Origin of the sequence: Pseudomonas putida W15Oct28 (genome assembly GCF_000708715.2) — a bacterium.
Classification (GTDB): domain Bacteria; phylum Pseudomonadota; class Gammaproteobacteria; order Pseudomonadales; family Pseudomonadaceae; genus Aquipseudomonas; species Aquipseudomonas putida_R.
This window is the reverse complement of the sequence record NZ_JENB01000018.1, coordinates 106,689-128,992: the sequence shown is the minus strand read 5'-3', so window position 1 is coordinate 128,992 and position 22,304 is coordinate 106,689. Positions and strand designations below refer to the sequence as shown.

Sequence of the window (22,304 nt, the reverse complement as noted above, 5' to 3'; positions counted from 1 at the left end):
CCTGTGCTGGCCTCTTCGCGGGCACGCCCGCTCCCACAGGTACAACACAGGCCTTGGAGACTGTGCAGTACCTGTGGGAGCGGGCGTGCCCGCGAAGAGGCCAGCACAGGATTACTGCTGAGGCGGCTGCTGGGCGGCGTTGCGGCTCCAGTCCAGCAGCAGGCTGTAGCCTACCGCCAGCAAGGTCGGCCCGATGAACAGGCCAATGAAGCCAAAGGCAAGCAAGCCACCGAAAACACCCAGCAGCACGATCACCAGCGGCAGGTTGCCGCCACGGCTGATCAGGTACGGCTTGAGCACGTTGTCCACGCCGCTGATAACGAAGGTGCCCCAGATACCCAGGAACACCGCCATGCCGTACTCGCCCTTCCACACCAGCCAACCGGTGGCCGGGATCCAGGCCAGTGGCGGGCCCATGGGGATCAGGCTGAGCATGAAGGTCACCAGGCCCAGCACGATCGCCCCGGGCACCCCGGCGATCAGGAAGCCGATCAGCGCCAGCAGGCCCTGCGCGGCCGCCGTGCCAATTACCCCGTTGACCACCCGCTGCACGGTGCCGGCTACCAGCTCCAGGTAATATTCGGCGCGCTCGCCCATCAGGCGGTGCAGCAAGCGCAACACAAATGCCGCCAGGCGTGGCCCGTCGCGGTAGAAGAAGAACACGAACACCAGGCTCAGGGTCAGTTCCAGCACGCCGCTGCCGATCTGCGCACTGCGCGCCAGCAACCAGTTACCCACCTGCCCGAAGTATGGCTTGGCCGAGGCCAGCAAGGCCGCGCCCTGCTGGTCCAGCGATTGCCACCCGTTGACCAGGCGCTCGCCAACAAACGGAATGCCACCCAGCCAGGCCGGCGCATCGGGCAGGCCGTCGACCTGCACGTCACGCACAAACGCCGTGGCATCGCGAATGTGATCGGCCAGGTTGAACCCAAGCCACACCAGCGGCAGGGCCACGATCAGGATCCAGGCGATGGTCAACAGGCTGGCTGCCAGGGTTTCACGCCCACCCAGCACACGCGTCAGCAAGCGCATCAGCGGCCAGCTGGCAAAAGCCAGGATAGCCCCCCACAGCAGCGCCGAGATGAACGGCGCCATCACCCACAAGCCGGCACCCAGCAGGGCCAGCAGCAGAATCTGGATCAGCAGGCGATCATTATTAACCATGGTGGTGCTCGTTCAACGGATCAGTTCAAGGTGCAGGCCGTCGGTGGGTGCGCTACCGACTTCAAGGCGGCCATTGCGCACCCCGGCCTTGACCAGCGCCTCGCGCCAGGCTTCGGCCTGGGCGCCACTGAGGCTGGCGCGCAAGGTGCTGTCCAGGTTCAGGCTGCGGGCCAGCAAGTTTGCCCAGGTGTCTTGCGGCGCGGCCAGGTCAGGGTAGTCGAGCTTGCCGGTGTCGCGCATTTCGCGCAGCACCGTGGCGGCGGTCGGCAGCAGTTCGCCCAGCGGGCTGCCAGCGACGAACTCTTCCACATGCAGGTAGGCGCGGCGGTTACCGCGGGTAACGCTGTACAGCGCGACCAGGGTGTCGGCCTCTTCAGCCGAGCGGCGCAGCAGGATGAACGCCTGCTGCTCGTCGCCACCATTGAGGCGGGCATTGGCGAATACATCGTTGGCCCACAGGCTGGCCTCGCCGCAATCGCGGCCCTGGCACCAGAACAACGGGTAACCGCCGTCGCGCTGCAGTTCTTCGCGGGCACTGGTGAAGGCTTCACGGGCAGTACGTTCGACCGGCAACTCGTAGGTTACCGAGCTGACCTGGCCGCGGCTCTCGACCTTGTCCTCGACCCGCAGGCGGCCGCTGATCTTGCGCAGCGGGCCCATGGGGTAGACGCGCTCCTGCTCCACGGCCGGGCGCTGGTCGACGACCTTGGCGTCCACCGGTACCGGCAGGCTGCCGGCCCACAACACAGGGCTGGCCAGCGCCAGGCAGGCGGCGACAGCATTACGGATTGCAACAGGCGCGCTCATTGGCGAACCAGGCGGCGCACTGCGCCGAAATGAAGCTCCAGGATGTCTGGCAGTTGCATGGTTGTCTCCCTGTTCAACCCGCCAAGCCTCGACACTTGTCCGGTGCAAGTCAAGCAAAGCCAAAGAAGCGATTGATACAGTCTGCGACAAGGGCCGCGCCCTGCTCATCATTCAGGTGCAGGTGATGGCCACCGGGCAGCGTCACCTGCTCAAAGGGTAGCTGCTCCAGCAACGCGGTGTGGCGCGCCAGCATGCCGTCAGCCGCCACCACCAACAGCGCCGGGCAGCTCACCCGGCGCACGTAAGCCATGGCCTGGGCTTCACTCAAGCGCACCGGCGATGGCAGGGTGAGCCGGCTGTCACTGCGCCAGCTGTAGCCACCGGGCACCGGCATCAGGCCACGTTGGGCCAGCAATTCGGCTGCCTCGCGGCTGACCGCGACCATGCCTTTCATCCGTGCATGCACGCCTTCTTCCAGCGTTGCGTACACCGACTTGCGTTTACCATCCAGCCGCAACTGGGCTTGCAGTGCCATCCCCAAGCGCTCGCCTGCGTCCTGCTCGGCACCGGTCGGCGGGATGACGCCGTCGATCAACGCCAGGTGGCTGACCCGGTCGGGCAAGGCACCGGCCAGTTGTACCGAAATGATTGCGCCCAGCGAATGGCCCAACAGGGCGAAACGCCGCCAACCCAGTTGCTCGGCAACCCGCAGCACGTCGTGCGCATAGTCGGCCAGGGCATAGCCGGCGCCCGGCGGGCGATGTTCCGAGTAACCATGCCCGGCCAGGTCCAGGGCGACGATGCGCAGGCCCCGCAGTTGCGGCGCCAGGCGGGCGAAACTGTTGGCGTTATCCAGCCAGCCATGCAGGGCGATCACCGGCAGCCCGTCCTCAGGGCCGAACAGGTGCGCAGCCAGTTCGACATGGCCCAGGCTCAGGCGCACTTCCTCTACCTGCGCGCTCATGCCTGGCTCCAGCGGTCGAACAGGCCCTTGATCAGGCTGGCGGTGTCGGTCGGGCGCTCCAGCGGGAACATGTGCCCGCCGGGCACACTGTGGTATTCGCCTTTGGGCATGCCGCGCACCGCCAGGGTGTGGTGACGGCGAATGACGTTGCTGCGCTCGCCGCGCACCATGGCCAGCGGCACCTGCAACTGCCGTGCGGGCGCGGGGCTGGTGTGCGGGATGCTGCGGTAGATACTGATTTCGGTGGCCGGGTCGAAGCGCAATTGCAGCCCCTGCTCCATCGCCTGCAAGCCATGTTCTACATAGGCTTCGAGGCAGTCGGGGTCAAAATGGCGAAACAGCGATTTGCCGGCAAAATAGTCCCGGGCACTGTCGCGGTCATTGAAGACCTCGCGCCGCCCCAGGGTACGGCCGGCCGGGGTGATGCGGTCAATGAAGCCAAAACGCTTGGCGGTGCGCAGCAGCCACTGGTCGGCACGGGTGAGCACCGGCGAGTCGAGCATTACCACGCCGCGGTAGTACTCGGGGCGGCGCAAGGCAGCGTGCAGGTGCAACACACCTCCCAGCGAATGCCCGACACCCCAGATGGGCTGGTCCTGCTGCGCCAGGTGATGCAGCAGCTCATCGACCAGGCTCTGCCAGTTGTCGTCCACCGGAAAGCGCGGATCGTGCCCGTGCTGGGCCAGGTGCTGCACCTGGTAGTCCGGCGCCAGGGCAGCGAACAGCTTGCCGTAGGTGGCCGAGGGGAAACCGTTGGCATGAGCGAAGAAGATCTGCTGCGACATGGCGCCTGGTCCGGACGGAAGATGATGGCTCATTGTCTGCATCGGGGCGCCATTCAGCAACATCCGGAAAGGTCATCGACGAGGGCTATCAGGTCACGCCGAGCGGTCGAAGCTGGCCAGAGACCGGCGCAAGCAGGCTTGCATGTAGGCCAACTGGCTTTCCAGCGCCTCACGGGCCAGGCGCTGGTCCTGAAAGTCGAGCTGCAGGCGGCGCAAGGCCAGGCAACTGGTTTGCAGCAGGTGGGAGACGCGTAGGCAAGCGTCCTGCAACGTGCGCAGGTCTTGCTCGCTTTGCTGCCTGGTGGAAAGCTCCAGGCTGCCGTTGCCGTTGACCTTGTGCATCAGCTGGTAGAGCTTGGCGTCGGCCGAGTCGCGCAGCAGGCTGTACTGGGCAAAGTCCAGCGTGACGCCTTGCTCCACCTTGTCCACGGTGGGTTGCAGGTCCAGGGAACTCAACAGCTCCCGCATATCACCCCTCATCCGCTGCTCCCTGCCTGGTGGCTTTGGGGCAACGCTAGCAAGAGGCCATCAAGTGCGACAACTGACAAAAATGCCAGTTGCCTTTTTGATTTACGGGGGATCACACCGGCGGGTTGATTGCCCGGAGGGTCATCAGCCCAGCCAGTGGCCAATCCCCTTCCAGCTCCGCGAGGCTGGCAGTGCTCATGGCCGCGGGTTGCTGTTGGTGACCATGCTCCAGCGCACCAATCAAATTCCCCACCAGCGGCTGGTGGCTGACCAGCAGCACATGCTCCAGGCCCAGCCGCTCGATTTCGCCGATGACCTGCTGCACATCACTTTCTGGCGTCAACCAGGGCACGGTACGCACCGGCTCCCTGAAACCCAGCGTGTCATGCACCAGCGCAGCCGTTTGCTGGGCGCGCACATAGGGGCTGGCGATAATCGCCTGCAGCGGCTGCCCCAACAGGCGGGCAGCGCTGTGCAGCACCTGCTCGCGGCCGTGGGCGGTCAGTCGGCGCTCGGCGTCGGTATTGGCCCGCGGCTCTGCTTCACCGTGGCGCAGCACCCACAGCTTCACAGCTTGGGTTCCTCGTCCCGCACCGGGTGCGGGGCCGGGGCCACGGCATGCGGCGCCTCGCCTTCCGGGGCACGCGGTGCTGGCCAGTCGGCAAACGGCCAGGGCTTCTGCTCAGTGTGGAAGCTGCCATAGCGGCCGATTTGCGCCAGGTACTGGCTAAGGCTGTCGCCGAAGTTCATGAGGCTGGCGCTGGGCGCGCCGTACACCAGGCGGTAGATCAGCTGCACCAGCACCAGGCCGCCGAGCAGCAACTCGGCCAGTTGCCAGACCACCAGGAACACCAGCATCCACATCACCCGCAGGATGATCGACTCGCGCTGGGCGCGTTCGGGCGTATCGTTCATGTCTTGCTCCTTGCTCGTGTCAGAGCCGCCAAGGGCTCAGTTGAAACCGCTGATGGAAATGAAATCGACATCGGTCTTGGGCTCGGCGCGCATCAGGTGCTCGATCACCTGGTTCAGTGTGCGGCCTTCGAACAGAATGGCATGCAGGCCCGCCACCAGCGGCATGTACACCTGCACCTCCTGCGCCTTGGCCTTGAGCACCTTGAGGGTGTTGACGCCTTCGGCCACTTCGCCCAGGCGGTTGACTGCCTGTTCCAGGCTCAGGCCCTGGCCCAGCGCGTGGCCCACCTGGTAGTTGCGGCTCTTGGGCGAGGAGCAGGTGACGATCAGGTCACCGACACCGGCCAGGCCGAGGAAGGTCATGGGGTTGGCACCCTGGCTGACGGCAAAGCGGGTCATCTCGGCCAGGGCACGGGTAATCAGCATGCTCTTGGTGTTCTCGCCCATGCCCAAGGCCACGGCCATGCCGGCGATGATGGCGTAGACGTTTTTCAACGCCCCGCCCAGCTCGACGCCGAAGCGGTCGGCACTGGCGTAGACGCGGAAGGTACGCCCATGCAGCACGGCCTGCACTTGCTGACAGAGGTTTTCGTCCTCGCTGGCGACCACCGTGGCGGTCAACGCATGCTCGGCGATCTCACGGGCCAGGTTGGGGCCAGACAGCACGCCGATGCGGGCGTCGGGGGCGATCTCTTCAAGGATCTGGCTCATCAGCTTGAAGCTTTGCGCCTCGATACCCTTGGTCAGGCTGACCAGACCCTTGCCCCGCAACAGCTCGGCGTGGGGCGCCAGCACACTGCGCAAGGCGCTTGAGGGCAAGGCGACGAAAATCAATTCGCTGGCCTGCAAGGTGGCCAGCAGGTCGTTGACCGGCTCCACGCCATCATGCAGGCGGATGCCCTTGAGGTAGCGCGGGTTCTCGCGATTGACGCGCATGGCCTCGGCCTGCGCCGGGTCGCGCATCCATTGGCGCACCGGCACACCGTTTTCCGCCAGCAGGTTCGCCACGGCGGTGCCGAAGCTGCCGCCTCCCAGAACTGCAACAGGTTGCTGTTCAGTCATATCCAATCCGTTAAAGCCAAAAGTTAAGTGGCGACCCCGCCATTATACGGCTCGCCTGCTACAGAACCAGTGTCAGTACTGGCCTCTTCGCGGGCAAGCCCGCGCCCCCAGTTACAGCACAGCGCTCAGCAGCTGTGGAAGCGGGTTCATCCGGGAAAGGGCCAGAACAGCCGACGCAGATCACTGGAAAATACGCCAAGGTCAGTTACCATGCCTGTTTCAATCCTGATACAAGGCTGCCCCGTGTTCCCTGGCTCGCCCCCGTTCCCGCGCCTGCTGATACTGACCGCCCTGCTCGGTGGCCCGGCCTTGGCCGACGACCTGTTCATCGACAACAGCGACCTGCCGCAGGTTCTGACCGCCACGCGCCTGAAACAATCCCCGGCAGCAGTCCCGGGCAGCATGACCGTACTCGACAGCGAGCTGATCCGCGCCAGCGGCGCCCGTGACATCCCCGAACTGCTGCGCCTGGTACCGGGCATGATGATCGGCTACGGCGCCGGCAACCAGCCGACGGTCAACTACCACGGCAGCAACGCCAGCGAAGCGCGGCGCATGCAGGTGCTGATCGATGGCCGCTCGGTGTACCGCGCCGGCCTGGCCACGGTGGACTGGAGCGACATCCCCCTGGCCATGGAAGACATCGAGCGCATCGAGGTGTTTCGCGGCCCCAACACAGTCAGCTACGGTGCCAACGCGCTGATGGCGGTGGTCAACATCCTCACCCGCAACCCCGCCGACAGCCATGGCACACGGCTGAAAGTGACCCGCGGCGAAGACGGCATCAACGACTTCTATGCCAGCCACGGCTTCGGCTGGGACGGCGGCGACATGCGCCTGTCGCTGTCGGGCCAACAGGACGACGGCTTCGACCACGACCAGTTCGGCCAGGATTACCGGGACAGCCGCCGGCTGACCCGCTTCAACCTCAGTGCCAGCCACAACCTGGCAGACGACCAGACCCTGGAATGGCAACTGGCGGCCAAGGAAGGCAGCAACCAGCGGCCTTATACCTATCAGCCGGTATTCGCCAAGTACGAGGCAGGCAACAACGCCGACGTCAATGCCAAGGACTACGCCGGCTCATTGCGCTGGACCAAGGATTTCAGTTCCGAGCACAGCCTCTATATCCAGGGCTCGGCGCAGCACTTTGACCGCCAGCAAGTGTGGCGCGCCTGTGATGCCTTGCAGTCTTTCAGCGCCGAACTGACCCAGCTCTGGCAGATGAACCCCGACTTTGCCGAAAAAGTGGCGCGCGGGGTTGCCCTGGGCAACCTGCCAACGACCAACGACCCGGTACTGAGTGCGCTCTCTGACAAAGTGCAGGCGCAATGGAAGGCCGGTGGCAGCCAGCCGGTCTGCGGCGATGTCGACCAGAGCACCCGCGAAACCCGCTATGACCTGGAAATTCAGGACACCCTGAGCCTGACCGACAGCCTGCGCCTGCTCAGCGGCATGAACTACCGCTATGATCGTGCGGACTCGCAAACCTACTTCAACGGCAGCATCGACGACCAGACCTGGCGCCTGTTCGGCCAGCTGGAATGGCGCGCCGACGAGCACTGGATCTTGCAGGGCGGGGCGATGTTCGAAGACTCGCGCCTGTCGGGAAGCTCGCTGACCCCGCGCGTCGCGGTCAACTACCTGATTACCCCACGCCATGGCCTGCGCGCGGTGTATTCCGAGGCGGTGCGCTCGCCCGACATGTTCGAGAACAACATCAACTGGAGCTACACGGTCAAGAACCTCAGCCGCAACGCCTTCGGCCAGCAGCATGGCGAATACTTCGTCAAGACCCGCGGCCCGGGCGACCTCGACCAGGAGCGCATGCGCTCGCGCGAACTGGGCTACAACGGCTATTTCAGCGACATCGACCTGAGCATGGATGTGAAGCTGTTCTACGACGAGATCACCGGCATGATCAGCGAGCCCCTGCGCAACAACCAGTACATCGCCAGCAACGCCAACAAGGCCCGTTTCAGCGGCAGTGAGGCGCAACTGGACTGGCGCCCCACCCTGCGTGACCGCCTGCGCCTGACCTACGCCTATGTCGATGCCTGGGCCAGCAACCCCGACGACCGCCGCCTCAGCGCCCGCAACAGCGGCTCGGTGGGGTGGATGCGCGAATGGGGCGATGGCTGGTCGAGTGCGCTGTTCTACTACGGTGACGATGCGCTTAACCAGTACCGCTACGAGCGCCTGGACCTGCGCCTGGCCAAGCGGCTTCGGGTGCAGGGCAGCAACCTGGAACTGGCTGCGCTGTGGCAGCAACGCCTGGACGACGAGCCGACCACGACCGTGCAGAACCGCTACGACAGCCGCCACCGCCTCAGCTTCAGCGCGGAGCTGGCCTTCTGATGGCCCTGGTGCTGCGCCTGTTGCTGCTGTGCCTGTGGCCATTGGGGCCGTTGTCCGCCAGCGAAATTTTGCTGGTAGGCGCGCAAGACCAGCCTGGCATCCGCAGCTTCGTCGCCGCACTCGAAAACCGTCGGCCGCACGATCATGTGCATTTCCAGACCGCCGCCGCCCTGCCACGCCCTGGCCAGCTTAAAACCGACCAGCGCCTGATTCTGCTCGATAACGCCGCCCTGGAGTGGCGCCTGGGTGAAAACGCCGGCCCCCCAGCCCTGGCCATGCGGATAAGCCGGGTGCAGGCTGAGCAGCGCCTGGGAAAGTCGCGCCCGGCGTTCCTCACCCTGCTGTGGAGCGACCCGCCGTTGGGCCGACAACTGCGCCTGGCGCGCTACCTGCTGCCACAGGCACAGCGCATTGGTGTGCTGTACGGCAAGCACAGTGCTTTCCTGCTTGAAGAGCTGCGCCACGCGGCCCGCCCGCTAGGCCTGGAAATCATTGCCCAGGACTGGCCCGACCTGCGTGACAGCCGGCCCCTGCAGCACCTGCTGGGTAACAGCGATGTGCTGCTGGGCCTGGATGACCCAGACCTGTACAACTCCAAGACTGCAAAGAACCTGTTGTTGAGCAGTTATGGCCGGCAGATGGCGCTGATCGGCCCGAACGCCGGCTTTGTCCGCGCCGGCGCCCTGGCCAGCACCTACAGCGACCAGGATGACTGGCTGGCGGTGCTTGACCAGTTGCTCGACCAGCCGCCGGCACGCTGGCCGCGCAGCCTGTACCCGGCACGCTTCGGCGTCAGTGGCAACCAGCAGGTGGCGCGCGCCCTGGGCCTGGAACCGATTGATCCGAACGCCGCTGCCAAGGCCCTGGCCGAAGGAGAACCCACCCCATGAGCAAGCGCCTGAGTTGGGACATCCACACCCGCACGCAGATCATCAGCCTGGGCCCTGCCCTGCTGCTGACCTTGCTGCTGATCAGCTTCTTCACCTTCGTGCGCATCCAGGACCTGCGCCAGGAGCTCAACCACACCGGGCAGCTGATCGCCAACCAGTTGGCTCCGGCCTCGGAATACGGGGTGATCTCGGGCAACAACGAAGTGCTCGAAGGCCTGATGCGCGCCACCCTCAGCATCCCGCATGTGCGCTTCCTCGAAGTGCAGGACAGCCGCAATCACATCCTTGTGTACGTCGAGCAGTCCGACGAAAGCGCCAACCGCGCGCAACGCGTCGAGGTGTTCCAGGCGCCCATCCGCCTGCAGCAAATCCGCCTGGACAGCGATTTCCTGCAGCAGGGCAAGGCCGCCACACCCGCCATCGGCGATGACTACCTGGGCCGCGTAATCGTCGGCATGTCCGACGACGCCTTCAGCCAACGCCAACAGGAAATCGTGATCAAGGCCGGCATCCTGGCGCTGTTCGCCTTGCTGTTCACCTTCTTGCTGGCGCGCCGCCTGGCCCTGAGCCTGGCCAAGCCGATCAGCGACATGGGCCATGCGGTCAAGGCCATACAGCAGGGCGAGTACAACACCCCGCTGCCCGTGGTCGATGACAGCGAGCTGGGCCACCTGGCCCGCCACATCAACAACCTGGCCAGCGCCCTGGAGCAAGCCAGCGATGAACAGAAGCAGGCCATTGCCGAGCTGATCCAGGCCCGCGAGGAGGCCGAACAAGCCAACCGCGCCAAATCGGACTTCCTGGCGATGATGAGTCACGAGCTGCGCACCCCGATGAATGGCGTGCTGGGCATGCTGCAGCTGCTGGAAACCACGCAGCTAAGTACCGAACAGGCGGACTACACCGCAGTGGCCAGCGAATCCACCGGGCATTTGCTGAAAGTCATCAACGATATCCTCGACTTCTCGCGCATCGAACGCGCCGCGCTGCAGCTGGAGCACATCAATTTCAACCTGGGCGAGCTGATTACCAGCTGCGTCCTGTCGTTCCAGCACAGTGCCCAGCAGCGCGGCCTTGGCCTGCACCTGCAACTGCCGGCCGACATCGAGCAGCTGCAGGTGAACGGCGACCCCACACGCATCCGCCAGATCCTGCTGAACCTGGTCGGCAACGCACTGAAGTTCACCGAACGCGGCCAGGTTCAGGTCGAAGCGCGCTGGCAGGTGCTCGACCGCCAGTTGATCTGGCTGACCTGCAGTGTGCGCGACACGGGTATCGGCATCGACAGCGACCGCCTGGAGATGATGTTCGTGGCCTTCCAGCAGGCCGACAGCTCGATCTCCCGCCGTTACGGCGGCACCGGGCTGGGCCTGTCCATCGCCCGCACCCTGGCCGAACGCATGGGCGGCAAGCTGCGCGGTGAAAGCCGCGAAGGCCTGGGTTCTACATTTACCCTGGAGATGCCGCTGGCCCTGGCCAGCCCTCCCCCCAGCCCGCCGACATTGCCAACGCACGCGAAAACCACGGTGCCCGGCAGTGATCAGGTGCTGCTGGTAGAGGACAATCCGGTCAACCAGAGCGTCATCGAAGCCATGCTGCGCAGCCTGGGCCTGGCGGTCTACACAGCCGAAGATGGCCTTGAGGCCGTCGACCTGGTCAGCCGGCAGCGCTTTGCGGCCGTGCTGATGGACTGCCGCCTGCCGCACCTGGACGGCTATGAAGCAACCCGGCGTATCCGCCAATTGCCCAACGGCGCCGGGTTACCGATCATCGCCTTGACTGCCAATGCGATGCAGGGTGACCGCGAGCGTTGCATGGCCGCTGGCATGGACGACTACCTCAGCAAACCCTTGCGGCGTACCGAGCTGCAGCAGGTGCTGCAGCGCTGGCTACCCGGTCAGACAACCGTGACTGGCGATAAATGCTAAAGTGCGGCAGTCTTAAAGACTGGACAGGACGTTCATCGGACCTGAAAATAGACGTTTCAGTGCACACCTGTACTTCTTTCACCGGGTGCACTGTGACTTTCACCACAACGCAATAGTCTACCTGTAGGCTGCCGTCTTGAACGCGATGCGTATCAGGCCGGCCGGGAAGATTCATCCCCTGCCGCAGGGGGTTATTGAGGAGCTCGCATGACCAAACAACACGCCTTTACTCGGGAAGACCTGCTGCGCTGCAGTCGCGGTGAGCTGTTCGGCCCAGGTAATGCGCAACTGCCCGCGCCGAACATGCTGATGGTCGATCGCATCACCCATATCAGCGAAGAAGGCGGCAAGTACGGCAAAGGTGAATTGGTCGCCGAGCTGGATATCAACCCGGACCTGTGGTTCTTCGCCTGCCACTTCGAAGGCGATCCGGTCATGCCGGGCTGCCTGGGCCTTGATGCCATGTGGCAGCTGGTAGGCTTCTTCCTCGGCTGGCAAGGCCTGCCGGGCCGCGGTCGCGCCCTGGGCTCGGGCGAGGTTAAATTCTTCGGCCAGGTACTGCCCCAAGCCAAGAAAGTCACCTACAACATTCAGATCAAGCGCGTCCTGAAGGGCAAGCTGAACATGGCCATCGCCGACGGCTCGGTCAGCGTCGACGGCCGTGAGATCTACACTGCCGAAGGCCTGCGGGTCGGCGTGTTCACCTCCACTGACAATTTCTAAGGGTTATTCGCATGCGCCGCGTCGTTATCACTGGTCTGGGCATCGTATCGTGCCTGGGCAATGACAAAGCTACCGTCACCGAAAACCTGCGTAAAAGCCGTCCGGGTATCCGCTTCAACCCGGAATACAAGGAAATGGGGCTGCGCAGCCAGGTTTCCGGGTCCATCGACCTCAACCTCGAAGAACTGATCGACCGCAAGGTCTACCGCTTCGTCGGCCACGCTGCGGCGTACGCCTACCTGGCGATGCAGGACGCGATCAAGGACGCAGGCCTGACCGAAGAGCAGGTTTCCAACCCGCGTACCGGGCTGGTAGCTGGCTCCGGCGGCGCCTCGACCCTGAACCAGATGGAAGCGCTGGACACCCTGCGCGAGAAAGGCGTCAAGCGCGTCGGCCCATACCGTGTCACCCGCACCATGGGCAGCACCGTTTCGGCGTGCCTGGCCACCCCGTTCAAGATCAAGGGCCTGAACTACTCGATCTCGTCGGCCTGCGCCACCTCGGCACACTGCATCGGTACCGCCCTGGAGCAGATCCAGTGGGGCAAGCAAGACATTGTCTTCGCCGGTGGCGGTGAAGAAGAGCACTGGAGCCAGTCGTTCCTGTTCGATGCCATGGGCGCCCTGTCGACCAAGCGCAACGAAACCCCGGAACTGGCCTCGCGTGCCTACGATAACGACCGTGATGGCTTCGTCATTGCTGGTGGCGGCGGCATGGTTGTGGTCGAAGAGCTGGAACACGCCCTGGCCCGTGGCGCCAAGATCTACGCCGAAATCGTTGGCTACGGTGCTACTTCCGATGGCTACGACATGGTTGCCCCGAGCGGCGAAGGTGCCATCCGCTGCATGCAGCAGGCACTGTCCACCGTCGACACCCCGATCGACTACCTGAACACCCACGGCACCTCGACCCCGGTCGGTGACGTTGCCGAGATCAAGGGCGTTCGCGCGGTATTCGGCGACAAGGCACCGAAGATCAGCTCGACCAAGAGCCTGTCGGGTCACTCGCTGGGCGCCGCTGGTGTGCACGAGGCGATCTACTGCCTGCTGATGATGGAAAACAACTTCATCGCCGGCTCCGCCAACATCGACGAACTGGACCCGGAGGTCGCTGACCTGCCGATCCAGCGCGAAACCTTGGAAAACGCCAAGATCGATACGGTCATGAGCAACAGCTTCGGCTTCGGCGGCACCAACGCCACCCTGGTGCTCAAGCGCTGGGAAGGCAAGTAAGACGCTGATGCTGTAATCGAAAACGCCCCGACTGGTTCGGGGCGTTTTTATTTGTAGCCTTTACCGGCCTCTTCGCGGGCTCGCCCGCTCCCACAGGGACTGCACAGGCCTGAAGGGTGCTGAAGACCCTGTGGGAGCGGGCAAGCCCGCGAAGAGGCCGGCACAGGCTACTGATTAACCTTGGGCAACACTGCCAGAAAGTTATCGCGGGCCACTTTTTTGGCTACCTGTTCTGGCAAAGCATCCAGAAACGGCCTGAACCCGTGCATCTGTTCCCCCAAGCTGCCAAACCGCCCCACCACATCCGACCCCAGCATGAACCGCTCCGGGTATTTCTCGACCAACGCCACCCAAGCCTTGCGCGGCACGCCCTTGTCATCCAGCAGATAAGGCTTCAGCACACTCCACGACAGGTCGACATACAGGTTCGGGTAATCCTCCAGCAACCGCGTCAGCACCGGCAGCAGAAAGTCCATCTGCGTCTGGTGCCGGTGAATCTCCATGCTGCTGCCGGCGTGCGCCCAGATGAACCGCGTGTGCGGGTGATTGCGCAGCGGCTCTTCGATCTCCGCCAGGTACAACGGGTTGCGCTCGCGCTTTGAGGTGATGTTGGAATGCAGCAGCACCGGCAGGTCACGCTCGGCCGCCAGGTGGTAAATGCGCGTCATGGCTTCGTTGTTGGCGCGTGGCGTGTCGCCACTGGTGAGCGCTGTGAGGTCATCGTGACGGGTGAACACCTCGCCAATGCCCTGCCACAGCCCCGGATACATATCGAGCATGCGCTCGATATGGCTGACAGCATTCTTGTCCACCGGGTTGAAGCCGGTCAGGAACGGATGAAAGCGTTTGCGCTGCTCTGCCGGCAACTGCTGCAGGGCGGCCGCCACGTAGGTATCGGTGGCGCTGTACCAGTAGGCATCGGCATCGTCACCGGCGTAATAGCGCGGGCGCTTGGGCTCGTCTTCGTGCCATTTCTTGGCCACCGGTATGCCGGAAATCATCGACTGCTCGATGCCTGCCGCATCCATGGCCTTTAGCAACGCCGGCATGCCTTCGCTTTCCTGGAAGAAGTCGACGTAGTGCAGGTGGGCATCGCTGTAGCGGTAGTCGCGCGCCTGTGCCGCCTGGCACAGCCAGCCAGACAACATCACGCAGGCCAGCGCTCTGGCAATCATGGGCAGCTTCCTTCTACGAGTATGGAAACAGTAGACCGGCCAGCAAACGAGACGGTTCAGCCGCAGCGGGCAAACCGCTATGCTTGAGGCATTTCCACCTCGCCTGGAGCCCACCGCATGAGCAGCCCCCTGATCATCCGCCCACGTGCCGAGTCGGTCGAGGGCCAGCCGATCCTGCGCCCGCTGCCGGCAGCCCAGTGCCGTAGCGTCGGCCCGTTCGTGTTCTTCGACCATATGCTCGAAACCGACTATACCCCGGGGCATGGCATGGACATCCGCCAGCACCCGCACATCGGCCTGTCGACCCTGACCTATCTGTTCGAGGGGGCGATCCTGCACAAGGACAGCCTCGGCTCAGAGCAGCGGGTGCTGCCCGGCGATGTCAGCTGGATGACGGCGGGCAGCGGCGTGGCCCATGTCGAGCGTACGCCTGCAGATGCCCTGGCTCATGGTTCGCGCCTGCACGGCTTGCAAGTGTGGCTGGCCTCGCCGCGCGCGCATGAACAAGGCCCGGCGAGCTACAGCCACCACCCGGCGGCGAGCCTGCCGGTCAGTGACAACCTCGGGGTGCGCATTTGCATGATTGCTGGCACCGGGTTCTGCCTGGAGTCACCGGTGCCGGTGCTCTCCCCCACCCTTTATGCGCACGTACAGATGCAACCGGCGACGACGCTGCTGATACCGAATGACCACGTGCAGCGGGCGCTTTATCTGCTGGATGGCGAGTTGGTGCTGAATGAGGAGGAAGTGGAGCCTTGTAGCCTGGTGGTGTTGCCGGAGGGCGAGGACGTGACGTTGTATGCCGACGCAGAGTGCCAGTTGGTGCTGATTGGCGGGGAGCCACTGGATGGGCCGCGGCGGATGAACTGGAATTTCGTGGCCAGTGACCCGGAACTGATCGAGCAAGCCAGGGCGCGCTGGGCTGCGGGGGATTGGCCGGTTGTACCCGGGGAAACCTCAAGAATCGAGCTGCCCCGGTAATTTTGGGGCTGCTCTGCAGCCCATCGCCGGCAAGCCAGCTCCCACAAAGAGCGGCATGCGCTGCACCTGTGGGAGCTGGCTTGCCGGCGATGGGCCGCAAAGCGGCCCCCTGCAATCTCAGCGCTGGAACACTTCGGTCAGCAGGTTATGCATCGAACGGAAGGCCCGCTCCGAGGTGCGGCGGTCATACTGCATCTTGCCCGGCACGTTGGCATTCGGGTCGGTAAACGAGTGCACCGCCCCGCCATAGCTCAGCAACTGCCAGTCGACCTTGGCAGCGTTCATCTCGTCCTCGAACACTGGCAATTGCTCTTTCGGCACCAACGGGTCGGATGCACCGTGCAGCACCAGCACCGAGCCCTTGATGTGCCTTGCATCTTCAGGGTTCGGCGTGTCCAGCGTGCCGTGGAACGACACCGCCGCACGCAGGTCGGCGCCGGCACGGGCCAGCTCCAGCGCACAGCAACCACCGAAACAGAAGCCAAACGTGGCAACCTTGCCAGGCTCCAGCAGCGCCTTCGACTGCCCCAGCAGTTGCGACAGTGCTTCCTGCATACGCTTGCGCAGCTCGCCACGGTCGTTCTTCAGCGGCATCATCGCCGCGCCGGCCTCGTCGGCATTGGACGGGCGCACCGATTGGCCGTACAGGTCGGCAATCAGCACCACATAGCCCTTCTCGGCCACTTCCTTGGCGATGCGCTCGGCACCTTCGCCAATACCCATCCAGTTAGGCGCCATCACCAGGCCTGGGCGGCCCAGCGCCCCTGGCTCATAGACCAGGCGGCTTTCGTAAGCCTTGCCGGACAGGTGATAAACCAGCGATTCGACGATTACCTTGCTCATCAAGCACTCCTTAGGCACTTTCTATAAAAAGCCCGCCATGAAAAAAGCCCGCCGAAGCGGGCTTTCCTTTACATCAACTCAAGCAGACAGCTCGACCAGCAGCTTGTTAAGGCGACGAACGTAGGCCGCCGGGTCCTTCAAGCTGTCACCGGCCGCCAGGGCCGCCTGATCGAACAGGATGTGCGACAGCTCGGCGAAGCGGTCTTCGCTCTGCTCGTTGTCCAGTTTCTCGATCAGCGGGTGGCCCGGGTTGAACTCGAAGATCGGCTTGGACTCCGGTACCTTCTGCCCGCTGGCTTCCAGAATCTGGCGCATTTGCAAGCCCAGGTCCTGCTCGCCAATGGCCAGGATCGCCGGGGAGTCGGTCAGGCGGTGCGACACGCGCACGTCGGCCACGCTGTCACCCAGCGCGCCCTTCAGGCGCTCGACCAGGCCTTCCTTGTCCTTGGCGACTTCTTCCTGGGCTTTCTTGTCTTCTTCCGAATCCAGGTTGCCCAGGTCCAGGTCGCCACGGGCAACGTCGACGAAAGCCTTGCCGTCGAATTCGTTGAGGTAGCTCATCAGCCACTCGTCGATACGGTCGGTCAGCAGCAGCACTTCGATGCCTTTCTTGCGGAAGACTTCCAGGTGCGGGCTGTTCTTGACCTGCGCGTACGACTCGCCGGTTAGGTAGTAGATCTTGTCCTGGCCTTCCTTGCCGCGAGCCAGGTAGTCGGCCAGGGCAACGCTCTGCTCGCCGCTGTCGTCGTGGGTGGAGGCGAAGCGCAGCAGGCCGGCGATCTTCTCCTTGTTGGCGAAATCTTCGGCCGGGCCTTCTTTCAGCACCTGGCCGAAGTTTTTCCAGAAGCCCTTGTACTGCTCAGGTTCGTTCTTGGCGAGCTTCTCCAGCATGTCCAGCACGCGCTTGGTCAGCGCAGTCTTCATCGACTCGATGATCGGGTCTTTCTGCAGGATTTCGCGGGACACGTTCAGCGACAGGTCGTTGGAGTCGACCACACCTTTGATGAAGCGCAGGTACAGCGGCAGGAACGATTCGGCCTGTTCCATGATGAACACACGCTGCACGTACAGCTTCAGGCCGCGCGACGCTTCGCGCTGGTACAGGTCGAACGGTGCGCGGGCCGGCACGTACAGCAGCGAGTTGTATTCGAGCTTGCCTTCGACCTTGTTGTGGCTCCAGGCCAGCGGGTTTTCGAAGTCATGGCCAATGTGCTTGTAGAACTCCTGGTATTCCTCGTCCTTGATCTCGGTACGCGGACGGGTCCACAGGGCGCTGGCACGGTTGACGGTTTCCCACTCTTCGGCCGGCTGCTCTTCGCCTTCGGCGGCAGCCTGCTCCTTCGGCAGCTGGATAGGCAGGGCGATGTGGTCGGAGTACTTCTTGACCACGTTGCGCAGGCGCCAGCCATCGGCGAACTCTTTCTCTTCCTGCTTCAGGTGCAGGACGATACGGGTACCGCGTTGTGGTTTGTCGATGGTGGCGACTTCAAACTCGCCCTCGCCTTTCGACGACCAGTGCACGCCTTCGGCAGCAGGCTGACCGGCGCGACGGCTGTACACGTCGACCTTGTCGGCCACGATGAACGCGGAGTAGAAGCCCACACCGAACTGACCGATCAGGTGCGAGTCCTTCTTCTGGTCACCGGTGAGGTTCTTCATGAAGTCGGCGGTGCCGGACTTGGCGATGGTGCCCAGGTGAGCGATGACGTCTTCGCGGCTCATGCCGATGCCGTTGTCCTCGAGGGTAACGGTACCTGCATCCTTGTCGAAGCTCAGGCGAATTTTCAGTTCATCGCCACCTTCAAGCAACTCTGGCTTGGCCAGGGCTTCGAAACGCAGTTTATCCACGGCGTCGGAGGCGTTGGAGATCAGTTCCCGCAGGAAGATTTCCTTGTTCGAGTACAGCGAATGAATCATGAGGTGCAGCAGTTGCTTCACCTCGGTCTGGAAGCCCAACGTTTCTTTTTGTGTTTCCACAGTCATGGTCTTCGAAACTCCGATCTGATGGCAGTTGCGCCTGGCGGCCGGTTCGGCCTGCGTTAATGGCGGATGTCATTCAGATGGGGGCTGCCCGGATGATTTCAAGGGCTTTTCCGGCTCGATCTTGAAATGCGCACGGGCGGTGGCGATTGGCGCTTGTCTGTCGCCCTGCCAGGCAGTGATGGCCACGTTGGTTACCCGGCGGCCCTGGCGCCACAGCTGGCACTGGGCGTAGGTATCGCGAAAATGCCCGGCGCGCAGGTAGTCGATGGAAAAATCGATCACCTTCGGAATACTCGCGCTTTCGCTGTAGATCAGCAGGTACAGCGCGGCGGACAGCTCCATGAACCCCGCAATCACGCCACCATGTATGGCGGGCAGTAATGGGTTGCCGATGTTGTCCGGGTTGGCCGGCAGGCGGAACAACAGGTCGTCGCCCTGTCGCTCGCATTCGATGCCGATCAGCCCTGCGTAGGGGATCAGCGCCAGCAGTGGCCGGTAATCACCGACCGCGTGGGCGGCGTTGAGTTGCTGGCGAATCGCCTGCGGAATCATACGCCGCCCTCCTTCAGGTTATTGCCGAAACGGATACCGCCCTTGATGTCCTGGCCCAGGCGCATGAACGTACCCACCACCTGGCAGATCGGCTGGCCAGGGTCATCCTGGTAGGCGGTGCCACGGGTGAAGATCACGTCGCGGGTAACCCGGTAGCACTGGGCGTTCCCGTAGATGTCCTTGCCGGCTTCGGCCGGGTGCATGTAGTCGATGCGCAGGTCCAGTGTGGGGCACACCTCAAAGCGCGGCAGCACGCACAGGGTGGCCATGCCGCAAGTGGTGTCCATCAGCGTGGTCAGCGCCCCGCCATGCACGGCGCCGGTTTGCGGGTTGCCGACAATGGCCGGCGACCACGGCAGCACCAGGGTCATGCCATCGCCATCGGCCTGCGCCACGCGCATGTTCAGCAACTGACAGTGTTTAAGGGCCGAAAGAAAACGCTCGGCCATGGCCATCAAGGTTGAATCGCTCATTCGCTGTTTCCACCCGTACTGCCGCAGCGGCATAAAAATGTTAAAAAGTCTATATAGAACGGGGCGTTATATATCTGTAATCTTCGCGGAACTTATTCCGCGTAGTTGCACTCGAAGGAACAAGTCACTTATTCCACCAAGGAGAAACACCCCCATGCGTAAACCTTTTGCTTTTGCTCTGATGCTGGCCGCTGCCATGGGCCTGGCCGCTTGCGATAAAGCGAGCGAAGACAAAGCCCAGGACGCACAGCAACACGCCGAGCAAGCCCAGGAGAAAGCGGGCGAAGCTCAGGATAAAATGAACGAAGCCGCCAAGGAAAACGCTGAAGCCGCCAAAGATCAGGCTGAAGCCGAGCAGAAGGCTGCCGAAGAAGCCGCTCCGGCTACTCCGGCTCCGGAAGCCGCGCCAGCTACCCCTGCGCCAGAAACTGCTCCGGCAGAACCTGCCAAGCAGTAATTGGCTAAAACAAAAAAACCCGACACTGTCGGGTTTTTTTGTATCTGCAATTTACGGACTAAACGATTCAGTTACCTGTGACCGTACTTTCCCGGGCTGGCTCGCCAGGCACACTTTCCGTGGGCGTGAACACCATCACATCCAGCACATCCGAGTGGAACTCGCGGCGGTAGAGAATGAACACTACCCCGACACTCATGGCCATGAACAACCACGGGCTGATGAACCAGCTCAACATGGCCATGCCAAAGTAATACGAACGCAGGCCCAGGTTGAACTGGTTGGCGGCAAGCGACAATACCCGCGCCGCCCGCGAGGCGAACGCCTTGCGCTCCAGCTCGTTGACCAGCCGCTCCCCGATCATGGGCGCCGAACCCACCAGCACCGCTGCAAAGTTGTATTGGCGCATGCACCAGCTGAACGTGAAAAAGGCGTAGACGAAGACCGTTGCCAGGCACAGCAGCTTGATCTCCGACATGCCCTGGGAGGTCTGTTGCACCAGCGGCAGGTCGGCCAACAGCGACAGCGCCCGGTCGGAGGCGCCGAGCACGGTCAGGATGCCGGCAAGAATGATCAGCGTGCTTGATGCGAAGAACGACGCGTTGCGCTCCAGGTTGCCGATCACGCTGGCATCGGCGATGCGGTTGTCACGCAGCAGCATGCGGCGCATCCAGTCTTCGCGGTACAGGTGCAACACGCTGGCAAGGCACGCAGTGTCGCGGCCCTTCCAGATGGCATAGCGGGTATAGCCACCCCAGCACAGGGCAAACCAGGCGATGGCCAGCAGGTTGTTGAGGTTGCTTTGGATGAAGTTCATGCAGGGTTCCCGAAAGGGCCAGGTGCCTAGAGGATAAGGACCGGATTTCGACGCTGGCAAGCGGCAAAAGGCACATACCCTCCCGGAAATTTGCACTGATCATGCCGGCCTCTTCGCGGGTAAACCCGCTCCCACAGACGGCGCTGTACCTGTGGGAGCGGGTTTACCCGCGAAGAGGCCGGGACAGGCAAAGAAAAAGCCCCGCATCCTTGCGGATACGGGGCTTTCGAGTCTTGGCCCTTGGCGAGCACCCTTCGGCTTGTGGCCGGTGCCGCCCTCAGACTTCGACTTCTCAGGTCAGGCCAGCGCCTCGCGCGGCTTGCCAAGCATGCGGTCGCAGGCCACGGCGCCAACCAGGGTCACCACCGAAGGCACCAGCCAGGCAAGGCCCTGGTCGCTCAGCGGCAAGTGCGCCATGAAGTCTGGCAGCACGTGGGCGATGCTGCTGCCCTTGATTGCGTCGACCATGCCGAACAGCAGCGACACCAGCATCACCGGCGCCAGGATGCGGGTCGGCGAGTTCCACAGGTCTTTCACGAAGCTCAGGCCGACCACCACGATGCAGGGTGGGTAGATGGCGGTGAGCACCGGGATCGAGAACATGATCAGCTTGGTCAGGCCCAGGTTGGAGATCAGCAGCGAGGAGCCCGCCAGGATCACCACCAGCGCACGGTACGACAGCGGCAAGATCTGGCTGAAGTACTCGGCACAGGCGCAGGTCAGGCCAACCGCAGTCACCAGGCAAGCCAGCGCGATGAGTACGGCGAGGAAGCCACTGCCCAGCGAGCCGAAGGTGTGCTGCACGTAGGCATGCAGTACCGCCGCACCGTTGGTAGCGTCAGCCGCGATGTCGTGGCTACCGGCACCCAGGCGGAACAGGCTGATGTACACCAGGGCCAGGCCGACCCCGGCGATCAGGCCGGCGATGATGGCGTAGCGGGTGATCAGCTTCGGCGACGTGACTCCGCGCGAGCGGATGGCGTTGACGATGACGATACCGAACACCAGGGCACCCAGGGTATCCATGGTCAGGTAGCCATCGGAGAAGCCCTTGGAGAACGCGGCGGCGGCATAGGCCGGCTGTGCTTCACCAATGGTGCCGGCTGGCAGCGCGAAGGCAGCGATGCCCAGCACGGCCAAGGCGATGATCTTCAACGGTGCCAGGAAGCGGCCGACGGTGTCGAGCAGCTTGCCCGGGTACATGGACACGGCCAGCACCACGGCGAAGTACACCAGGCTGTAGATGAACAGCGCCAGCGGGCTTTCACCGGTCAGCGGCGCAACGCCCACTTCGAACGACACGGTCGCCGTACGCGGGGTGGCGAACAGCGGGCCAACCGACAGGTAGCACACAGCCGCCAGCAGGCCGCCGAAGAACTTGCCGATCGGGCTGCTCAGGGCATCCATGCCGCCACCGACCTTGGCCAGGGCGACCACGGTGATGACCGGCAGGCCCACGGCGGTCACCAGGAAGCCCAGTGCTGCCATCCATACATGCGGGCCAGACTGCAGGCCGACGATAGGCGGGAAGATGATATTGCCCGCGCCAACGAAAAGCGCAAACGTCATAAAGCCAAGCGCCAGGATATCCTGGCCTTTGAGAACTTTCATTTAAGGTAGTACCACACTGCTGAAATCGGGATTCGAGAAGGGATTTCCCTAGGGGTGAGGGAAATGCTGCCCGGCTTGATAGGCCAGACCCGTTTAGCGTGTCGTTCCCTTTTGGG

General features: G+C 63.4%; 22 protein-coding genes. 7 read left to right on the top strand and 15 right to left on the bottom strand.

Features of this window, described 5'->3' with window-relative positions; translation table 11 throughout:
- Window positions 1–111: 111 nt before the first annotated feature.
- The 8 genes from AK81_RS15010 to AK81_RS14975 form a co-directional block, all read right to left on the bottom strand.
- Window positions 112–1,164, bottom strand: coding sequence for an AI-2E family transporter (locus AK81_RS15010; RefSeq protein ID WP_043200070.1), 1,053 nt, complete (start codon window positions 1,162–1,164; stop codon window positions 112–114).
- A gap of 12 nt (window positions 1,165–1,176) precedes the next feature.
- A complete protein-coding gene (locus tag AK81_RS15005; RefSeq protein WP_043200069.1) occupies window positions 1,177–1,971 on the bottom strand; it encodes a DUF4892 domain-containing protein in 795 nt (264 codons plus the stop codon).
- A 109-nt stretch (window positions 1,972–2,080) separates the two neighbouring features.
- Complete coding sequence (locus AK81_RS15000) at window positions 2,081–2,935, bottom strand: alpha/beta hydrolase (protein WP_043200068.1); 855 nt, start codon at window positions 2,933–2,935, stop codon at window positions 2,081–2,083.
- Window positions 2,932–3,720, bottom strand: coding sequence for an alpha/beta fold hydrolase (locus AK81_RS14995; RefSeq protein ID WP_043200066.1), 789 nt, complete (start codon window positions 3,718–3,720; stop codon window positions 2,932–2,934). Before AK81_RS14995 ends, AK81_RS15000 begins: the two co-directional genes overlap by 4 nt.
- Before the next feature lie 93 nt (window positions 3,721–3,813).
- Window positions 3,814–4,188 carry a hypothetical protein gene (locus AK81_RS14990; RefSeq protein ID WP_043200064.1) on the bottom strand — a complete coding sequence of 125 codons (375 nt, stop codon included), beginning with the start codon at window positions 4,186–4,188 and terminating at the stop codon, window positions 3,814–3,816.
- A gap of 112 nt (window positions 4,189–4,300) precedes the next feature.
- A complete protein-coding gene (sixA, locus tag AK81_RS14985; protein ID WP_043200062.1) occupies window positions 4,301–4,759 on the bottom strand; it encodes a phosphohistidine phosphatase SixA in 459 nt (152 codons plus the stop codon).
- Complete coding sequence (locus tag AK81_RS14980; RefSeq protein ID WP_043200061.1) at window positions 4,756–5,103, bottom strand: DUF4389 domain-containing protein; 348 nt, start codon at window positions 5,101–5,103, stop codon at window positions 4,756–4,758. Before AK81_RS14980 ends, sixA begins: the two co-directional genes overlap by 4 nt.
- Before the next feature lie 36 nt (window positions 5,104–5,139).
- Window positions 5,140–6,165 carry an NAD(P)H-dependent glycerol-3-phosphate dehydrogenase gene (locus AK81_RS14975; protein ID WP_043200059.1) on the bottom strand — a complete coding sequence of 342 codons (1,026 nt, stop codon included), beginning with the start codon at window positions 6,163–6,165 and terminating at the stop codon, window positions 5,140–5,142.
- 210 nt (window positions 6,166–6,375) lie between these two features.
- On the opposite strand from AK81_RS14975, the gene AK81_RS14970 reads away from it, so the two are divergent.
- The 5 genes from AK81_RS14970 (at window position 6,376) to fabB (ending at window position 13,296) form a co-directional block, all read left to right on the top strand.
- Complete coding sequence (locus tag AK81_RS14970) at window positions 6,376–8,523, top strand: TonB-dependent receptor plug domain-containing protein (protein WP_193393766.1); 2,148 nt, start codon at window positions 6,376–6,378, stop codon at window positions 8,521–8,523.
- The gene (locus tag AK81_RS14965) at window positions 8,523–9,413 is read left to right on the top strand and encodes an ABC transporter substrate-binding protein (protein ID WP_043200056.1); all 891 of its coding nucleotides are present in this window, start codon (window positions 8,523–8,525) and stop codon (window positions 9,411–9,413) included. Before AK81_RS14970 ends, AK81_RS14965 begins: the two co-directional genes overlap by 1 nt.
- On the top strand, window positions 9,410–11,341 hold the full coding sequence (locus AK81_RS14960; protein ID WP_043200055.1) for an ATP-binding protein: 1,932 nt from the start codon (window positions 9,410–9,412) through the stop codon (window positions 11,339–11,341). Before AK81_RS14965 ends, AK81_RS14960 begins: the two co-directional genes overlap by 4 nt.
- 207 nt (window positions 11,342–11,548) lie before the next feature.
- Window positions 11,549–12,064: a 3-hydroxyacyl-[acyl-carrier-protein] dehydratase FabA gene (fabA, locus tag AK81_RS14955; protein WP_043200053.1), complete on the top strand. Its 516-nt coding sequence runs from the start codon at window positions 11,549–11,551 to the stop codon at window positions 12,062–12,064.
- Window positions 12,065–12,075: 11 nt separating this feature from the next.
- A complete protein-coding gene (fabB, locus tag AK81_RS14950) occupies window positions 12,076–13,296 on the top strand; it encodes a beta-ketoacyl-ACP synthase I (protein WP_016498705.1) in 1,221 nt (406 codons plus the stop codon).
- A 167-nt stretch (window positions 13,297–13,463) separates the two neighbouring features.
- On the opposite strand, the gene AK81_RS14945 is transcribed toward fabB, so the two are convergent.
- Complete coding sequence (locus AK81_RS14945) at window positions 13,464–14,471, bottom strand: amidohydrolase family protein (protein ID WP_043200051.1); 1,008 nt, start codon at window positions 14,469–14,471, stop codon at window positions 13,464–13,466.
- Window positions 14,472–14,588: 117 nt separating this feature from the next.
- On the opposite strand from AK81_RS14945, the gene AK81_RS14940 reads away from it, so the two are divergent.
- Window positions 14,589–15,452 carry a pirin family protein gene (locus AK81_RS14940; protein ID WP_043200050.1) on the top strand — a complete coding sequence of 288 codons (864 nt, stop codon included), beginning with the start codon at window positions 14,589–14,591 and terminating at the stop codon, window positions 15,450–15,452.
- Between the two features lie 117 nt (window positions 15,453–15,569).
- On the opposite strand, the gene AK81_RS14935 is transcribed toward AK81_RS14940, so the two are convergent.
- The 4 genes from AK81_RS14935 to AK81_RS14920 form a co-directional block, all read right to left on the bottom strand.
- Window positions 15,570–16,295: a dienelactone hydrolase family protein gene (locus tag AK81_RS14935; RefSeq protein ID WP_043200049.1), complete on the bottom strand. Its 726-nt coding sequence runs from the start codon at window positions 16,293–16,295 to the stop codon at window positions 15,570–15,572.
- A 78-nt stretch (window positions 16,296–16,373) separates the two neighbouring features.
- The gene (gene htpG, locus AK81_RS14930; RefSeq protein WP_043200048.1) at window positions 16,374–18,278 is read right to left on the bottom strand and encodes a molecular chaperone HtpG; all 1,905 of its coding nucleotides are present in this window, start codon (window positions 18,276–18,278) and stop codon (window positions 16,374–16,376) included.
- A gap of 69 nt (window positions 18,279–18,347) precedes the next feature.
- Window positions 18,348–18,830 carry a PaaI family thioesterase gene (locus AK81_RS14925; RefSeq protein ID WP_043200046.1) on the bottom strand — a complete coding sequence of 161 codons (483 nt, stop codon included), beginning with the start codon at window positions 18,828–18,830 and terminating at the stop codon, window positions 18,348–18,350.
- Window positions 18,827–19,303: a PaaI family thioesterase gene (locus AK81_RS14920; RefSeq protein ID WP_043200045.1), complete on the bottom strand. Its 477-nt coding sequence runs from the start codon at window positions 19,301–19,303 to the stop codon at window positions 18,827–18,829. The genes AK81_RS14925 and AK81_RS14920 overlap by 4 nt, the downstream gene beginning before the upstream one ends.
- A 154-nt stretch (window positions 19,304–19,457) precedes the next feature.
- Here AK81_RS14920 and AK81_RS14915 point away from each other — a divergent pair, with 154 nt between their 5' ends.
- The gene (locus tag AK81_RS14915) at window positions 19,458–19,760 is read left to right on the top strand and encodes a hypothetical protein (protein ID WP_016498698.1); all 303 of its coding nucleotides are present in this window, start codon (window positions 19,458–19,460) and stop codon (window positions 19,758–19,760) included.
- Between the two features lie 67 nt (window positions 19,761–19,827).
- Here AK81_RS14915 and AK81_RS14910 read toward each other — a convergent pair whose 3' ends face one another.
- The gene (locus AK81_RS14910; protein WP_043200044.1) at window positions 19,828–20,577 is read right to left on the bottom strand and encodes a DUF599 domain-containing protein; all 750 of its coding nucleotides are present in this window, start codon (window positions 20,575–20,577) and stop codon (window positions 19,828–19,830) included.
- A 297-nt stretch (window positions 20,578–20,874) separates the two neighbouring features.
- The gene (gene brnQ / locus AK81_RS14905; RefSeq protein ID WP_016498696.1) at window positions 20,875–22,188 is read right to left on the bottom strand and encodes a branched-chain amino acid transport system II carrier protein; all 1,314 of its coding nucleotides are present in this window, start codon (window positions 22,186–22,188) and stop codon (window positions 20,875–20,877) included.
- Between the last annotated feature and the right edge of the window lie 116 nt (window positions 22,189–22,304).

Bases quoted from the DNA above. Each gene is read 5' to 3' on its own strand.
- AK81_RS15010 (WP_043200070.1), bottom strand. From the start codon at position 1,164: ATGGTTAATAATGATCGCCTGCTGATCCAGATTCTGCTGCTGGCCCTG.
- AK81_RS15005 (WP_043200069.1), bottom strand. From the start codon at position 1,971: ATGAGCGCGCCTGTTGCAATCCGTAATGCTGTCGCCGCCTGCCTGGCG.
- AK81_RS15000 (WP_043200068.1), bottom strand. From the start codon at position 2,935: ATGAGCGCGCAGGTAGAGGAAGTGCGCCTGAGCCTGGGCCATGTCGAA.
- AK81_RS14995 (WP_043200066.1), bottom strand. From the start codon at position 3,720: ATGTCGCAGCAGATCTTCTTCGCTCATGCCAACGGTTTCCCCTCGGCC.
- AK81_RS14990 (WP_043200064.1), bottom strand. From the start codon at position 4,188: ATGCGGGAGCTGTTGAGTTCCCTGGACCTGCAACCCACCGTGGACAAG.
- AK81_RS14980 (WP_043200061.1), bottom strand. From the start codon at position 5,103: ATGAACGATACGCCCGAACGCGCCCAGCGCGAGTCGATCATCCTGCGG.
- AK81_RS14975 (WP_043200059.1), bottom strand. From the start codon at position 6,165: ATGACTGAACAGCAACCTGTTGCAGTTCTGGGAGGCGGCAGCTTCGGC.
- AK81_RS14970 (WP_193393766.1), top strand. From the start codon at position 6,376: ATGCCTGTTTCAATCCTGATACAAGGCTGCCCCGTGTTCCCTGGCTCG.
- AK81_RS14965 (WP_043200056.1), top strand. From the start codon at position 8,523: ATGGCCCTGGTGCTGCGCCTGTTGCTGCTGTGCCTGTGGCCATTGGGG.
- AK81_RS14960 (WP_043200055.1), top strand. From the start codon at position 9,410: ATGAGCAAGCGCCTGAGTTGGGACATCCACACCCGCACGCAGATCATC.
- fabA (WP_043200053.1), top strand. From the start codon at position 11,549: ATGACCAAACAACACGCCTTTACTCGGGAAGACCTGCTGCGCTGCAGT.
- fabB (WP_016498705.1), top strand. From the start codon at position 12,076: ATGCGCCGCGTCGTTATCACTGGTCTGGGCATCGTATCGTGCCTGGGC.
- AK81_RS14945 (WP_043200051.1), bottom strand. From the start codon at position 14,471: ATGATTGCCAGAGCGCTGGCCTGCGTGATGTTGTCTGGCTGGCTGTGC.
- AK81_RS14940 (WP_043200050.1), top strand. From the start codon at position 14,589: ATGAGCAGCCCCCTGATCATCCGCCCACGTGCCGAGTCGGTCGAGGGC.
- AK81_RS14935 (WP_043200049.1), bottom strand. From the start codon at position 16,295: ATGAGCAAGGTAATCGTCGAATCGCTGGTTTATCACCTGTCCGGCAAG.
- htpG (WP_043200048.1), bottom strand. From the start codon at position 18,278: ATGACTGTGGAAACACAAAAAGAAACGTTGGGCTTCCAGACCGAGGTG.
- AK81_RS14925 (WP_043200046.1), bottom strand. From the start codon at position 18,830: ATGATTCCGCAGGCGATTCGCCAGCAACTCAACGCCGCCCACGCGGTC.
- AK81_RS14920 (WP_043200045.1), bottom strand. From the start codon at position 19,303: ATGAGCGATTCAACCTTGATGGCCATGGCCGAGCGTTTTCTTTCGGCC.
- AK81_RS14915 (WP_016498698.1), top strand. From the start codon at position 19,458: ATGCGTAAACCTTTTGCTTTTGCTCTGATGCTGGCCGCTGCCATGGGC.
- AK81_RS14910 (WP_043200044.1), bottom strand. From the start codon at position 20,577: ATGAACTTCATCCAAAGCAACCTCAACAACCTGCTGGCCATCGCCTGG.
- brnQ (WP_016498696.1), bottom strand. From the start codon at position 22,188: ATGAAAGTTCTCAAAGGCCAGGATATCCTGGCGCTTGGCTTTATGACG.